Below are 15,423 nucleotides of genomic sequence, written 5' to 3'. Positions count from 1 at the left end.
TCATGGCTGAGACACTAAGCGCACAGAAAACCGTGAAGTTTATCGTGACTCGTCAAGAGAGTCCGGATTCTAAGCCTTATACTGAGGAATTTGAAGTTCCTTATCGTCCCAATATGAACGTCATCAGCGGTTTAATGGAAGTGCAACGTAATCCAAAGAACGCGCGTGGTGATAAAACAACGCCAGTTTGTTGGGAATCCAACTGTCTGGAAGAAGTTTGTGGAGCTTGCTCCATGGTCATTAACGGTAAACCGCGCCAAGCATGTTCGGCTCTGATCGATAAGCTGGAGCAGCCGGTTCGCGTAGCTCCGATGAGCACGTTCCCTGTTATGCGTGACCTTGTTATCGACCGTGGACGCATGTTCAACGCTTTGAAGAAAGTCAAAGCATGGGTTCCGATCGACGGTACTTATGATCTTGGACCAGGACCACGTATGGCGGAGTCGAAGCGTCAATGGGCATACGAGTTGTCCAAATGCATGACTTGCGGCGTATGTCTGGAAGCTTGTCCGAACGTTAATGACAAGAACTCTTTCATCGGACCATCCGCGCTTTCTCAAGTTCGTTTGTTCAATGCTCATCCAACAGGTGAAATGAACAAAGACGAGCGTTTGGATGCGCTGATGACAGATGGCGGTATCGAAGGCTGCGGTAACTCGCAGAACTGCGTACGCTCTTGTCCGAAAGGTATTCCGCTGACGACTTCCATCGCAGCATTGAATGCAGACACAACGAAACATTTGTTCAAGAAATGGTTAGGTGTGTAAGATTTAAGAATAAAGCCCGATACCCTGAGCGACAGGGTGTCGGGCTTTTGTGCATACAGGGGTTAATTTGCCGGGGGAAGCGCGTTCGTCTCCGCCCAATCAGCGTTATCTATAAGGGAGGTCTGGAGAAGATGCTTGATGGCCAGTTCTTCCTGGCATGGTGCTGCAGCAGGGATGGTTTCGTTTTTTGACGAAGCTGCCATCGTGATATCTAACATACTTAAGTGGAAATGAATCGAATACATCATATGCACCTCCAAATCCGATGTTATTATGTAATATAATATTACACATTCGAGTGAATTGACAATAAAATAATTATTTGTGTTATGTATATTGACATAAGTCTAGGATGTAAGTATGATATAGACAAATGTAAGAGTTAGTTACAACCTCATAGCAAACTTGTTTTCTAGGGTTCCGCGGCAGATGAAGGCTGTCGGTCTGGTCCAAGAGAAGACACACGGTGAAGGTCATCGTGCACACGGAGGGATAAAAGCCCGGGAGGATATCAGAATATGATATCGTTCCGGGTTTTTCTTTTTACCAGTTTAAATGGAGAGGGAGAATCAGAATGAGAAAAAGAATGGTATTTCTGATGATGGCGTTGTTACTCGCTTTTACAGTCGTGAGCGGATGCTCGAGTAAAGAGGCAGCAAGTAAGGCAGCAGGTGGCAGTGATCAACCCATCAAATTGGCGCTTAGTCCATGGCCGGGCTGGTTTGTTTGGTATTTGGTGAAGGAAAAAGGGTTCTTTGAGAAAAATGGCGTAAAGGTCGATCTTGTTTGGTTCCCCGTGTACAGTGACTCCTTATCTGCCCTTGCGTCCGGCAAAGTTGATGCGAATAGCCAAACTTTAAGTGACACGCTTGCTCCTGCAAGCAAAGGGATTCCACTCAAGGCGGTGCTTGTGAACGATAACTCCAATGGTGGAGACGGCGTCGTAGTCAAACCTAACATCAATTCGCTGCAGGAGTTAAAAGGGAAAAAGGTCGCAACGGAGCTGGGGACGGTCGATCATCTGCTCATGCTAACGGCGCTTGAGAAGGCCGGCCTCGCTGAGAAAGACGTCTCTTACACCAATATGACAGTGAACGATGCAGGACCTGCTTTCATCTCAGGCAACCTGGACGGCGCCGTACTGTGGGAACCATTCCTGAGCAAAGCGATTCAAGAGGGCAAAGGCAAGCTGTTATTTTCCTCCAAGGATACACCTGGACTCATTCCTGATCTGCTCGTGTTTAAAGAAGAAATCACCAAAAATCGGCCGGAAGACGTGAAGAAAATTCTGAATGCCTGGTTCGACGCGCTGGACTACTGGAAAGCTAATCCGGAAGAGTCGCTACAAATTATGGCGAAGGCGGCCGAGACGCCAGTGGACGAATACAAAGCTGGAGTCGACAGCGTGAAAATATTTCAGTTAGACGATAATGTGAAAGCTTTCCAAAAAGGCGATTCGTACAGCTCCCTGCAGTACACATCGCAGAAAACAGCCGAGTTCTTGAAAAGCTTGGATATGCTGAGCACCATCCCGAAAGCAGAGACCTTCTTGGACGGACACTTTGTCGAAGAAGTGATGAAAGAGCGAAAGAAATAACAGGTGAGTGAGAGGTGCTCTATGGAAACGGCTATGAAAAAAAGACGCAAATCCACGTTGTTTGCCATACGGGGCGACATCAATCGTAAAACGTATGTTTCAGGCATTGTTCTCATTATATGTTTGGCAGTTGTCTTCTGGAGTTTGCTCAGCTATGGCAATTTGGTTAATCGAACCTTTTTGCCGACACCGGATCAAGTGCTTCGCCAATTTGCCATTCAGCTGCAGAGTTCCACTTTTTGGCATCATGTTGGCATTAGTATTTTCCGAGTAGGGGCAGGATTTTTACTTGCTTGTTTGCTTGGGATTCCGCTTGGGATTCTGGCGGGTACGTTTCGTTTTGCAGAAGCGCTGCTCGTTCCACCGACCGAATTTATTCGCTATATGCCGGCTACGGCGTTCATTCCGCTGATTATGGTTTGGGCCGGAATCGGGGAGTGGGCGAAGGTCATCGTTATTTTCATCGGCTGTTTCTTCCAGCTCATGCTGATGGTGGCAGACAATACACGATCGGTTTCGAACGATTTGCTGCAAACCTCGTACACCCTTGGCGCGAATCGCTGGCAAGCTATTGAGAAAGTGCTAATCCCAGCGCTGCTGCCAGATTTGATGAACACCTTGCGTTTAATTATTGGCTGGGCCTGGACCTATCTTGTCGTAGCGGAATTGGTTGCGGCAAGCAGCGGGCTGGGGTTCTCCATCATGAAGGCGCAAAGATTCTTGAATACGGATCAAATTTTCGTAGGTATTATCGCCATTGGCCTGCTCGGATTGATGACGGACCGTACCTTTGCTTACTGTCACCGCAGATTTTTCCCATGGCTGGAAGGAGGGCGTTAACTGATGCGAGCACAACAAGCCCTACATATCGAACCTTCGCATGAAAAAGAGATAAAAATGAGCAAAATTACGGCTTCCGATGTTACGAAAGTGTACAGTTCGAAGAAGTCGCAATTCGTAGCACTCGACAGAGTTTCCTTTCATGTGGATGCACATGAGTTTGTGAGTTTTGTTGGTCCCTCCGGCTGCGGGAAGTCCTCTCTTTTGCGAATTGTTGCGGGTCTAGAGACGATGACTACAGGATCTCTGAGCATCTCGGGGCATGAAATTGATGGTCCTGGAGCTGATCGCGGAATGGTGTTCCAATCCTACACGCTGTTCCCTTGGCTTTCCGTACGAGAGAACATCGAGTTCGGGCTGACGCTGAAGGGTGTTCCTATTTTTGAAAAAAGAGCCATTTCCGATCACTTCATGGAGCTTGTCGGCTTGCAAAAGTTCGCCAGAGCGCTGCCGAAGGAGCTCTCCGGCGGGATGAAGCAGCGGGTGGCGATCGCAAGAGCACTCGCCAACAATCCGGAAGTGCTGCTGATGGATGAACCTTTCGGGGCGCTCGATCCGCAGACCAAAAATTCGATGCAAGAACTGCTGCTGCGCATCTGGGAGAAAGAAAAGACGACCGTTATATTCATCACGCACGATATCGAGGAAGCGATCTTCCTTTCCCAACGTGTGTATGTGATGCAGGCGCATCCGGGCACAATTCGTAAAGAAATCGTCATTCCAGCCGGTTTGCGGGACGTGGAAGATGTGAAAGATTCGGAGTCTTTCCTGAAGTTGAAAAAGCAGATTATTTCCCTGATTGGGCATCATGAGGAATAATAGAAACTTGGCCGTTATCACGGTCAAGTTTTTTTGTTGTATGCTGGACAATCTCTGGAAAATTTACTTTTACTGTTCTAATTGACGAGGGATTGGCTGTTCGATAGAATAAATTAAAGCGATTCATAAATGAGGGAAATCATGTGAATAAAAGTAAACAGCCGACAATTGTCGATGTAGCTTCGGAAGCCGGCGTTTCCATTGCTACCGTATCGAATGTTATCAATCGCAGAAAGGTGCCGATGGCGCCCGAAACGATCCGCAAGGTGGAAGAAGCCGTTGTTCGGTTAGGCTATCGCCGGAATGTGATGGCAACAAATTTGAGCCGGCGCAGGTCCTATGAGCTTGGCTTGATTATTCCGCATTTTGGCGGCTATTATGGCCGTTTTGCGGAGAACCTGGAGCAGAAGGTGCATCATTTCGGCTACCATTTATCCATCTTCTCGACGGCAGGTATGGATCCGGAGATTGAGCAGCGCCATCTGGAGCATTTATTACAGCGCAGAGTAGACGGCTTGGTCAGCCATGGTTTGGCGATGAGCATGCAGTCTACGCAGCAGTTAGTCGGAGAGGGCACGCCCCTTGTCATCTTCAATGGGTGGGGCTGGCCGAACGAAATCGTCAAAATGGCCGTTAACTTGGATTTTGCGAAAGCGTCTTCGGAGGCGGTTCAGCATTTTCTGGCGAACGGCTGCCGCTCCGTGATTTATGCAGGCAGAAGCAAGGGAATGGGAGCTAACGAACAGCGTATCCAAGGATTTATGGCTGGGCTAAGCGATCGTGGGGAATCGACCGTTCATGCGCTTTTGGATGCAGGGGAGCTTGGAATTGAGGGTACACTTGATGAAGCGCTGCGCATAAGCGGGGATCTTAGGCCTATCGGGATCTATACGTTTAATGATGCGTTGGCGCTTGAGCTTCTAGCCCTTTGCCATGAACGTGGGATATCCGTACCCGGAGAGATACAGCTCATTGGGATGGATAATGAGTTTTTCTCCAAGTCAAGCTACCCGTCTATCACCAGCTTTGAGATGCCGGTTGATTTGCAAACCAGCTTGGTTGCGGCATTTCTCATGCGGCAGATTGGGGAAGAGTTGGACGAGGAGAATACGCAGCTGCTGGAGGAATACTTGCCACGTGTGACAGGGCATGAACTGTTTATTGATCTAGAGATGATCGTACGGAAATCTTCAGGCAAATAAGAAAGACCATTGATCGCTTGGGGGAGAGATCGATGGTCTTATCTTTTTTGGATTAAAGGAGAGGTAGGGAGCTGCTGGAAGCGGAGTTTAAACGGTTTTGATGCTTCAAGAACGCTTTACCGTACTCCCCATGCGGATTGATTTCGGCATGTTCAATTTGAATCGTGGCATGCTCGATGCCGTATTTGCTTTTGAGCGTTTCATTAATGGCCAAAATGACGCAGAACGGTTGAATGTTGGGACTGATGAACACGTGAGCTGTTAAGGAATAATGGTCCGTCGAAACAGCCCAAAGATGCATTTCATGCACATCCTCTACGCCCTCGACAGAGGCAATCTGCTTGCGAATTTCGTCCAGGTTATAACGCTCCGGCACGGATTCCATGAGAATCAGGTACGATTCACGAATGATTTTGCTGCCGCCGATGAAAATAATGCCGCCAATCACCATGGAGATGAGAGGGTCGAAGATAAGCAAGCCAGAGTAATAAATAATAATGGAGGATACGATGACGCCAACCGAGCTGAGCAGATCGCCAAAAAAGTGCCAGAGGGCGCTTTTGACATTCAGATTATCCTCTTCCTTCACGCTGTTATGGAGCACCAAGGTGAGCACCAGGTTGACGACGAAACCGATCGAAGCAATTCCTAACATGAGGCCAAGCTGAATCGGTTGGGGATGAATCATGCGCTGAATGCCCTCGATGAAGATTCCTAAGGCGATCACGCAGAGGGCGAGGCCGTTTAGGAATGAAGCGATGATCTCAAACCGCAGGAACCCGAACGTGAATCGGGCATTCGGCTGCCGGGTTGCGAGATGCAGGGCAATCATGCTTAAGCCCAGCGCGATGACGTCCGAAATCATATGGGCTGAATCCGAAAGCAGTGCGAGCGAATTGGAAAACACTCCGCCGACGATTTCTACAATGGTGAAAAAGGCAGTTAGCAGAAGGGTTACCCACAATGTTTTTCTGGATTTTGTTTGTTTTTTTACGTGATGAAGATGGTGGTAGTCGTATTCGGTATTCATACGGTCCCTCCTTATTTATAATAATTCTAATTTAATTATTACTATTATATGCTAAGAGGGGGAAAGGTGCAACCCTTTTTGGGCGATTTACAGATTAAACACAAATTTCTGAGAAGTCTACAAAATGAGCAGGGGAGCGTATAGCGGCGTTTAGAGGCGTGTAGAAGTGTAAAATAGCGTATAGAAGCGTATAGAAGCGTATAGAAGCGTATAGAAGCGTATAGAAGCGTATAGAAGCCTAAAAAAACGTATAGAAGTGCTTAAAGAGGAAAAGAATAAAGCGTTTTCTATTTTGTAACATAAATGAAATATTCCTGTTATGGTTCCATAATGTTCGGAGGGTAATATAATAACCAAGACCCCCTTTTTAATATAAACTTTTTGAACCCGGCCCCGTTGGCTGGGTTCCTTTTTTTTCTGGCGATGTAATTCTTCTTACCTCAAACAATCCGATCAGAGTATCTCGAAAAAAGAGGGAAAACACTCTAACGGACCTCATCGCCGTTATTCTATGCAAATTGCTTCTTTTTGCATCACTAACGGACCCCAGTAACGTTATCTTGTCATTTCACATCACAAATTCACTCTGAAGGGGTGGATAGCCGCGCTAGTGTCCGTTAGAATTCTAGAGAGTCCCAATTCTTGCGAATAAGGGCTGCTCGGTCCGTAAGGGATTTGAATTGTACTAAGCCCACTGCACACGAAAATCTACATGCATAAATTAAGTTACTATTTCTTGTCCTTAATAAATAAATAGCCCATCCGTGGGCTTTTTTCATTTTCCAAACAATATATCTAATACTGTTCCAAATTGGCCGCGAGACGCACGATTAACAAAGTTGCACTCAGCAAACGGGAGGGGCAATCCATTATGTTAACTTCTTTTTTTACGAAGATCTACATGGCGATGTCTGGATTCAAAAATAACGTAAAGCAATTATCTGGAAATCCTGATATGCTAGAGGATGAAGCGGTAGCGGGGACAAGGATTGAAATAGATGAGTTTCCCGATTTGCTGCACGATATTTCGTCTATTTTCGAAAAAGGGTTAAGCGAGCAGGATATTAAGATTGCTCAACATACGATTGAAGCATTAAGCATCGACGGAACAACGAAGTTTCACTATATTGTGCGTTTGAATGCTGAAGTCTTGGGGATGACCATGATTGCGGTTCGCGATCGGCCGACGAGTGCGGTTCTGTGTTTTGTAACAGAGGAGAAGGTTGCTTATCACATTCAGGGGGTTATCTCCGTCTTTCATTTACCTGAAAATCAAGTTCTGCAGTAGTTGTATACGATACTTATCGAAAGGCGATGATTAGATTGACTTATCCAATCCGGGTAAGAGCGTGTGCGCTTATTATCGAAAATGACGCTGTTTTGCTTATACAATTTGAAGACAAAAACGGGATTCATTACAATCTTCCAGCTGGTGGCGTGGAGGCTGGGGAGTCCGTCATAGAAGCAGTGAAGCGAGAGGCTTTGGAAGAAGCTGCTGTGGATGTAGAAGTAGGGCCGCTTGCTTTTGTTTCCGAACATGTTCCGCATTTAATTACAACGTATGAAAGCAATTCGCCGCACTGCTTAAGTTTGATGTTTGATTGCCAGATAAAAGAAGGTTCCAGGCCGTCTCTCCCGGCGAATCCCGATGAGAATCAAACCGGTGTCAGATGGGTTTCATTTTCTGAGTTGGACAGCATAGTGCTCTATCCGAATATTAAGCAGCTGATTAAGGATTACGCGAGGGGTCGGAAGAGAAATATTGAACTGATAGAAGAGTACAAACTTACGTTAAATTGATACTGATAAAAAGCCGCCGATGGAAAAAAAGAACAAATAGCATGAACTTAAAAGAGGCTGTCCCTGGTCATTCACGACTTTGGGGACAGCCTTTTTGTTATACAGTAGTAGATCCCAAATTCTCAGCCGTCGTCCGCCCAATCCACAGCTCCCCCTGAATGCGAATATGCTCACACGGCAGCGTGGGATTCGCGATTCGCCAGAGCATGCGATCGGCTGCCCGGTAGCCGGTCTCGCGAACGGATAGTAGCGGCCGGGTGAACTCCGGCATGGATGCGGGCTGCTCATTGAGCATGCCGATGAGGGAGATGTCCTCGGGAATGCGCAGCCCCAGCTCGGTGCAGAGCTGATACACAGCCGGGACCTCGCCGTCGACGCCGCAGATCAAGGCGGTAGGTGCGCTGCGAAGCAGCTTGGCGCGCAGATCATCCAGCCAATGCGGATTCGTACTCCGCGCATCGATGGAATGCTGGCGGGGATCGATCGCCGCCTCAAATTCATTCATGGCATGCTGGAATGCCTGCCAGCGCAGGATAAACCCACGTTGTTGGTGCGTATCGCCAACATACATGATACGGACATGCCCGATGGACCGCAGGTAGGCAACGGCTTGGAAAGTCGCTTCATAGATGTCCCAGATGACGCTGTCTACTTTGGTGCCGAGCGGTGGATAGCTCAGCAGAATTTTTGGGATCTGCAGTTTCAGAAGCTCATCCTCCCATGATTTGGGCGTCAGACTGGGCGCAATGAAGAGGCCGTCGGTGTAGGCAATGCCATGCTCCTCCAGCCAGTCGGACATCTCGCTGCTCCGAATGGAAGTCGGCAGCATACAGACTTCAATATGGTGGCCGAAGGAGGCGAAGCGATCCTGCAAGCCGCCGATCAAACGTGCATGATAGCTCAAGGAGGCCTCTGTTTGAACAAGCAGGAATCTCATTTTTTCCACAGGGTAAGGAGAGATGTGCTCGGCGCGCAGGCTGCGAATTTGATCCTTGGTAAAATATCCTCGCTGCTCCATCGTTTCGAGGATAAGCTGGCGGGTCGTCTCGGACATGCCGGGCTTACCTTTTAATGCTTTGGAGACGGTCTGTACGGTGACTCCGAGCTCTTTGGCAATTGTCTTCTGTGTTACGTCTTTGCGTATTGGCACGTGATTCCACCTCACAGTTGTATCTTGATTTCTATCGTACCATGATCGCTTTTTTGATTAAACTAAAATTAAACTAGTTTCACTTTCCGGTCGGACTATAATGAAGGTATTAGATCCTATGGAGGTAGAACAAATGGCTAAACAAACGGCACAAACCATTACAATTTCATCGGAACTTCCAATTTCCTATACACCGGACGTCGTCGTTGTCGGAGGCGGAGCATCGGGTGTTGCCGCAGCCATGGCAGCAGCACGCAATGGCGCCGACACACTGCTGATCGAGCAGCGGGGATATTTGGGAGGCATGGGGACAGCAGCACTCGTACCGGCATTTTGCCCATATTCGGATGGCGAAAAGCCGATCATACGCGGGATTGGTCTGGATCTTCTGAACGAGATGAAGCGGGCAGCAGGGGATGCGTTTCACGAGCGTTATAAGGAACAGTTGGACTGGGTGCCTATCGATGTCGAAACGCTGAAGCGTGTGTACGATCAGCAGGTTTTGGAAAGCGGTGCCAAAATCTTGTTCCACACCGTTGCGGACCAAGTGCTGCTGGAAGGAGACCGGATCAGCGGACTCGTGATCAGCAACAAATCGGGACGTTCGGTCGTTCAAGCTAAGCTGTACATTGATGCGAGCGGGGACGCAGATTTGGCGGCGCTTGCCGGTGTACCGTTCCAAACGGGCGGGGAAAATGGTGAGCTGCAGCCGGGAACGATGTGCTATCTTGTGACGGGAGCGGATAAAGCGCGTTTCGATCAGTTCTGCCAGGACTCGGGGCAATCCAAGCAGCTCGACAAAACAATTGTGGAAGCGCAGCAAAACGGAGATCTCCCAGAAGGCCGCAAGCGCGTATCCGGTATTGCATGGATTACCGACTCTATTGCGGGATTTAATTTTGGACATATTTTCGGCATTGATGGTACGAGCGCGGAAGATTTGACGTATGCGGCTATTGAAGGTCGCAAGCTGATCGATGTTCAAATCAAGTTCCTGCGCAAGTATGTGCCAGGGTTCGAGAATATTCATCTCGTACACTCCGGCGATCAAATCGGTATTCGGGAAACACGCCGCATCGCGGGCGACTACACGCTTGTCGTGGATGATTTCATCTCCATGCGGACGTTTGAAGATGATATTGCGCGTAATGCGTACTTTATCGATATTCACCTTGCCAATGCCAGCAGCACGATGGTTATCAAGCATTTGCCAAAAGGCAAATCACATGGTGTTCCGTATCGATGCATGCTACCACAGGGGAAATCCAATCTTATCGTTGCCGGACGTTCTGTTTCGTCGGACCGTCCTGTACAGGGCTCGCTGCGCGTAATGCCGAACTGCTTTGCCATGGGGCAAGCGGCCGGTACGGCTGCGGCCATGGCGAGCGTGACTGGCGCCGGTTTCCGTGAGGTGAACATTCCGGAGCTTCAGCGCAGGCTGGTGGAGCAGGGGGCTTGGCTGGGCGAAAATCCTGGAAAAGTAGAAGCCGTTACGGTGGCCTCCGGTCACATTGAATACGACGAGGAAAGCAATTAAATCAAGGAGAAGATCGTCCCAGACCTGCCTTTGGCAGCAGGGGCGATTTTTTTTGATCATAGTCTATTTCGAACACGACAACTAGCAAGTATACTAGAATCACTGGGTAAGGGAGGCGCATACAACATGTTTCGACTCGTAATTGTAGATGATGAACCTACTGTGAGGCATGGATTAATGTCTTATTTTGAATGGGAGAAATATGGCATTGAAGTTGTTGGTGAAGCGGATGATGGAGACGTAGGTCTGGAAGTGATTGAGAGCCTCAAACCGGACATTGTTTTGACGGATGTTCGTATGCCGCAGATGGATGGGATTCGTCTTTCACATGCAATTAAAGCGCGTTTTCCAACGATGAAAATTGTGTTTGTAAGCGGGCATGACGATGCGGATTATTTGAAATCGGCACTCAAGGTCAATGCGGTGGATTATATTTTTAAACCTGTCGATAGGTTGGAACTGGCCGCTGTTGTCGAACGGGTCGTCAATGAACTCAAGGAAGCGGAGCAAGAACGCACTTATATCGTTGATATGCAGGCAAAACTGACCCAAAGCATGCCTTTGCTGCGTGAAAAGTTTCTGATGTCATTAATTCGGGACGGAATCCCGCACCCAGGCAGGATCAAAGACCGGCTTGATTTTCTAGGGCTCGTGCTGCCTAGCGAAGCGGTTTATTGGACGATTGTTGTGAAAATCGATGATAGCGATCAAGTTGTAGCGACGCGCTCCGAGAGGGATCAGCAGTTGCTGGCTTACTCTATTTTAAACATTATTCAGGAAATCATTGGGAAATATATGCAGGGATATGTATTTGAGAATCGCAATGGCGAATATGTCGGCATTCTGAGGATGGGCGAAGAGGATACCCAGGAGGAGATGCTTCTTGGTGTGGCGGAAGACATTCGGGATAGCTTGCTTAAGTGGCTGAAAATAAGTGTTACGATTGGCGTAGGCGAGCGAATATCCGAGTTGGCTGCTTTGCCGCAATCGTATAATCGGGCGCAGGAAGCTGCTGATCATCGCTGGTATCTGGGGAAAAATCGCATTATTTCCATTGACCATTTGGAACATGATAATGAAAGCGTGTACCGTTTTGATGCTGCGCAGGGAGAACGCATTATGTCGGTGGTCAAATCATCGGATAAAACGGCGCTGCATGCCGAATTGGACGATGTGTTTATCCCGCTTGCTCAGAACCGCAGGTTAGGCTTTTCAAACGGGCGAAACGTGAGCTTGCAATTAATTTTGCTGACAAGCCGGCTTTTGCAGGAGCTGAATATGCTTGGACCCGACATGGAGAAGAAGGAGAGAGACTTGTGGGAACGCATTTTTAAACAGGAGCGCATGGCGGATTTGCGTCAAATTGTGGAGGAGCACCTTCTGCAGGTATGTGAAAGCATTGAGGAGAAGCGCAAAGGGAAGCCGAAAAACGTCATTGAACGCATCCACGCCTTAATCGAACAGCGTTATGCGGAGAATTTACAGATTGGGGATATTGCCAAAGAGGTCTATTTGTCATCCACGTATATGTGTTTGCTGTTTAAGCAGGAGACGGGCGAGACGATTAATGAGTTTCTAACCAAGGTGAGAATTGAGAAAGCGAAGGAGCTGCTCAGCGATCCCCGTAATAAATTTTATGAGGTTTGTTTTATGGTAGGTTACTCAGACCCCAGCTACTTCAGCAAGTTGTTCAAGAAATATGTCGGACTTACCCCGAGCGCATATCGTGACCAGATGATATAAAGAAGGTGCCACTCGATGAAACGGCTGCTTATTAATGGTTGGAATTATGTATTGCTGCTCACAAACGGTGTGATGGCGGCAAAATATTGGCTGCTAGGCTATGTGCTGTTTATCCTCATTCCTGCGGCTGTTCTGCTTGTCATGCATACCCAGAGGTCCTCGCACATCTTAGAAGAGGAAGTAACGAATACGATGCTGCAAACGCTTAAGCAAGCGAGCATTAACTTGGATTTTCAATTCGATTCGGTCCGGGATACGTCCAATACGTTATTTATGAACCCGAAGCTGGCGGAATATTTGAATCGTAAAGCCACGATCGATCAGCAGCTGGAATCCCTGAAAGAGCTGCGTATTTTGGTAGATAGTGCAGAGACGAATACGAATGTGTTTCGGGTTCGTTTGTTCGTCAATGGGGATCGCATGTTTACGGGCGAACGGGTTAACTTTTTTACACAGGAGAGTCTGAAGAACTGGCCTTGGTATGAAAAGGTGATGAATTCAGGAGGCGCAATCGTGTGGTCGGGCGCTTATTTGGAATCCTTTATCGATCAAGGGCCTGCCTATATTTTCTCGGCTGCCCGTATGCTTCGGGATTTGCACGAGTACGACCAAATTTCCGGTGTGCTGCTGATCGATGTCTCTGAAAAAACGATAACCGACATTTTGAATAAAATTAAGTTGACCAAAGATGGCAATATTTATTTGATTGCAGACGATGGCCAGATGATCTCGAATCAAGACAAGTCATTGCTTGGTAAAAAAATGATGGAAGGCGACCCGTTGAGCACGATTGCACTTCATGATGAAGGCGTCGTTCGTTTGCTTGATGATAAAAATCCGCGATTTGCCATTTATACAAAGGTTGCCTCAACGGGGTGGAAACTTGTTGCTGAAGTGCCGCAATCGGAGATCAGCTCGCGAGCTGTTGCGTTGAACCAATTTTCTGGCGTGGCGACGATTTCGACCGTAACGATTTTGTTTCTTTTGCTCGTGTTTATCCTTCTGGCGATGATTGTTCGCAACATGAACCGGCGCATTCAAACGGTGATCAGGACGATTAAACGAGGCGGTATTGAAAGTTTGGATGACCGTACATTCAATGCGGGAGGCGACTTTAAGCTGCTTGAAAATAGTGTGGATCATCTCATCCACCGAGTTCATGGTTTGATGGAGGAAACCTATCAATCCAAAGTGCAGGAGCGGGAGGCTCAGCTTCGAGCCTTGCAAGCGCAAATTAATCCGCATTTCTTGTACAACACGCTGGATACAATTAATTGGATCGCCATCGGTCATAATGCGCCGGAGATTTCCAATATGATTAATGGCTTGGCCAAATATTTCAGGCTCAGTCTCAATAAAGGCAGAGACCTGGTCAGCGTGACCGATGAACTCAATCTGGCTAAAGTGTATTTGGAAATCCAGCAAAATCGGTTCCCGAAGAGCTTCGAGGTGTATTTCGACATCGAAGAGGGGCTCGACGACTTGGAGATGCCGAAGCTAACACTGCAGCCGATTGTCGAGAATGCGCTCCTGCACGGGATTCGCAGATCCAAGGGCAAGACCGGCACCATCCTCGTTGGCGCGAGAAAAGAAGATGGAGCTCTGGTCCTTTCCGTTACGGACGATGGCATCGGCATGGATGAGGAGCTCGTGCAGAGCCTGCTGACGCAGCCTCGTCCTTCGATGAAATCGGACGGTTCCGGGAGCTCGTACGGACTGTACAACGTCAACGAGAGAATCAAATTGTTCGCCGGTGATCACTACGGGCTGTGCATTCACTCCACGCTGGGGGAGGGAACGACCGTTACGGTGCGCATCGCATATAAAGAAGTCGCCTCTTAGAGGCGACTTTTTGTGTTAAAACCATAAGATTGCACCAGAAACAGAAATATTACCATCTACATTTCATTTGTGCCCACCGATATAATTGTCCTATAAGAACACGGAGGTGAGCCATTCATGCGTACAACACGAGCAGAAATAGAGCTGCAAACAGCTCACGCCAAGCCAATGACCAAAGGTAGTGGCCGTCTGAAGCTGATGCTGAGCAATTATGATATGTACTTGTTGCTTGTGCCTGGATTGATATTTTTGTTGCTGTTCAAATATGCGCCGATGTACGGCATTGTGATTGCTTTTCAGGACTTCAATATCTTCGACGGATTTAGTGGGAGCAAATGGGTAGGGTTGGATCAATTCGAGAAGCTGATTCATTCGGAAGAGTTTTATCAGGTTTTCATCAACACGCTGCTGATCAGCCTGTATAAGATTGTGCTGCTTTTTCCAATCCCGATCATCATCGCGCTTTTCTTAAATGAGGTGCGCAAAGTCTTTTTCAAAAAGACGATTCAAACGATCATTTTCCTCCCGCATTTCTTATCGTGGGTCATCATCTCGGGCTTGTTCATTAACATTCTGTCACCGACAGGCGGCTTGGTGAACAACGTCATCCAATGGTTCGGCGGTGAACCGATTTCCTTTTTCCTGGACAACCAATTTTTCCGTAGTGTCGTTGTATTTACAGCAGGCTGGAAGGAATCCGGATGGAACGCCATTATCTTTATCGCTGCTATCGCAGGAATCGAGCAAGAGCAGTATGAAGCAGCTTCCATTGATGGTGCGGGACGTATTCGACAAATGCTTTACATTACGCTGCCTGGCATTTTGCCGACAATCATTTTGATCTTGATTTTACGCTTGGGTTACTTGCTTGAGGCGGGTACGGAGCAAATTTTGACGATGTACAATTCAGTCGTTTATGCATCCGGCGATGTCATCGGTACCTTCGTGTACCGGCAAGGTCTTGGTCAGCAGGACTACAGCTTTAGTACAGCGGTCGGGTTGTTCAACTCTGTTGTCGGGTTCATCCTGATCGTAGCCGGCAACGAACTGAGCAAAAAGTTAATCAAGCGCAGCATCTGGTAGGAGGCGAAAACAA

Annotated in this window: 14 protein-coding genes and 1 riboswitch; of the genes, 11 read left to right on the top strand and 3 right to left on the bottom strand. The window is 47.9% G+C overall.

Features of this window, described 5'->3' with window-relative positions; all coding sequences use genetic code 11:
* Positions 1–2 precede the first annotated feature (2 nt).
* Positions 3–767, top strand: a complete 765-nt coding sequence (gene sdhB, locus ACUN27_RS31615) for a succinate dehydrogenase iron-sulfur subunit (RefSeq protein ID WP_127452857.1) — start codon at positions 3–5, stop codon at positions 765–767.
* 62 nt (positions 768–829) lie between these two features.
* Here the strand turns inward: sdhB and ACUN27_RS31610 are convergent, their stop codons facing one another.
* Positions 830–1,015, bottom strand: coding sequence for a hypothetical protein (locus ACUN27_RS31610; RefSeq protein ID WP_445560225.1), 186 nt, complete (start codon positions 1,013–1,015; stop codon positions 830–832).
* A gap of 153 nt (positions 1,016–1,168) precedes the next feature.
* Positions 1,169–1,276: riboswitch (guanidine-I (ykkC/yxkD leader) on the top strand.
* A gap of 65 nt (positions 1,277–1,341) precedes the next feature.
* Between ACUN27_RS31610 and ACUN27_RS31605 the strand changes: the two genes are divergently transcribed.
* The 4 genes from ACUN27_RS31605 to ACUN27_RS31590 all read left to right on the top strand — a co-directional run bounded on the left by ACUN27_RS31605 (position 1,342) and on the right by ACUN27_RS31590 (position 5,225).
* On the top strand, positions 1,342–2,364 hold the full coding sequence (locus ACUN27_RS31605) for an ABC transporter substrate-binding protein (RefSeq protein WP_445560224.1): 1,023 nt from the start codon (positions 1,342–1,344) through the stop codon (positions 2,362–2,364).
* Between the two features lie 33 nt (positions 2,365–2,397).
* Entirely contained in the window at positions 2,398–3,204 is an 807-nt protein-coding gene (locus ACUN27_RS31600; protein WP_445560223.1) for an ABC transporter permease, read from the top strand.
* Between the two features lie 3 nt (positions 3,205–3,207).
* A complete protein-coding gene (locus ACUN27_RS31595; RefSeq protein ID WP_315953273.1) occupies positions 3,208–4,023 on the top strand; it encodes an ABC transporter ATP-binding protein in 816 nt (271 codons plus the stop codon).
* A 143-nt stretch (positions 4,024–4,166) separates the two neighbouring features.
* A complete protein-coding gene (locus ACUN27_RS31590; protein WP_445560222.1) occupies positions 4,167–5,225 on the top strand; it encodes a LacI family DNA-binding transcriptional regulator in 1,059 nt (352 codons plus the stop codon).
* 52 nt (positions 5,226–5,277) lie between these two features.
* Here ACUN27_RS31590 and ACUN27_RS31585 read toward each other — a convergent pair whose 3' ends face one another.
* Positions 5,278–6,255, bottom strand: coding sequence for a cation diffusion facilitator family transporter (locus ACUN27_RS31585; protein WP_315953275.1), 978 nt, complete (start codon positions 6,253–6,255; stop codon positions 5,278–5,280).
* A gap of 871 nt (positions 6,256–7,126) precedes the next feature.
* On the opposite strand from ACUN27_RS31585, the gene ACUN27_RS31580 reads away from it, so the two are divergent.
* Complete coding sequence (locus ACUN27_RS31580) at positions 7,127–7,543, top strand: hypothetical protein (RefSeq protein ID WP_445560221.1); 417 nt, start codon at positions 7,127–7,129, stop codon at positions 7,541–7,543.
* A 35-nt stretch (positions 7,544–7,578) separates the two neighbouring features.
* Positions 7,579–8,055 (top strand): NUDIX domain-containing protein, encoded by a 477-nt coding sequence (locus tag ACUN27_RS31575; RefSeq protein WP_445560686.1) that lies wholly within the window; start codon positions 7,579–7,581, stop codon positions 8,053–8,055.
* A gap of 97 nt (positions 8,056–8,152) precedes the next feature.
* On the opposite strand, the gene ACUN27_RS31570 is transcribed toward ACUN27_RS31575, so the two are convergent.
* Positions 8,153–9,205, bottom strand: coding sequence for a LacI family DNA-binding transcriptional regulator (locus ACUN27_RS31570; protein WP_445560220.1), 1,053 nt, complete (start codon positions 9,203–9,205; stop codon positions 8,153–8,155).
* A gap of 133 nt (positions 9,206–9,338) precedes the next feature.
* Between ACUN27_RS31570 and ACUN27_RS31565 the strand changes: the two genes are divergently transcribed.
* The 4 genes from ACUN27_RS31565 to ACUN27_RS31550 all read left to right on the top strand — a co-directional run bounded on the left by ACUN27_RS31565 (position 9,339) and on the right by ACUN27_RS31550 (position 15,410).
* Entirely contained in the window at positions 9,339–10,742 is a 1,404-nt protein-coding gene (locus tag ACUN27_RS31565) for an FAD-dependent oxidoreductase (protein ID WP_315953279.1), read from the top strand.
* Positions 10,743–10,868: 126 nt separating this feature from the next.
* Positions 10,869–12,485: a response regulator gene (locus tag ACUN27_RS31560; RefSeq protein WP_315953280.1), complete on the top strand. Its 1,617-nt coding sequence runs from the start codon at positions 10,869–10,871 to the stop codon at positions 12,483–12,485.
* A 15-nt stretch (positions 12,486–12,500) separates the two neighbouring features.
* Entirely contained in the window at positions 12,501–14,327 is a 1,827-nt protein-coding gene (locus ACUN27_RS31555) for a cache domain-containing sensor histidine kinase (protein ID WP_315953281.1), read from the top strand.
* 168 nt (positions 14,328–14,495) lie between these two features.
* The gene (locus ACUN27_RS31550; protein ID WP_127453198.1) at positions 14,496–15,410 is read left to right on the top strand and encodes an ABC transporter permease; all 915 of its coding nucleotides are present in this window, start codon (positions 14,496–14,498) and stop codon (positions 15,408–15,410) included.
* The last annotated feature ends 13 nt before the right edge of the window (positions 15,411–15,423 follow it).

It is taken from the genome of Paenibacillus sp. WC2504 (genome assembly GCF_052682475.1).
Note: the sequence above shows the minus strand (reverse complement) of the source record. Positions and strands in the feature narration are given on the sequence as shown.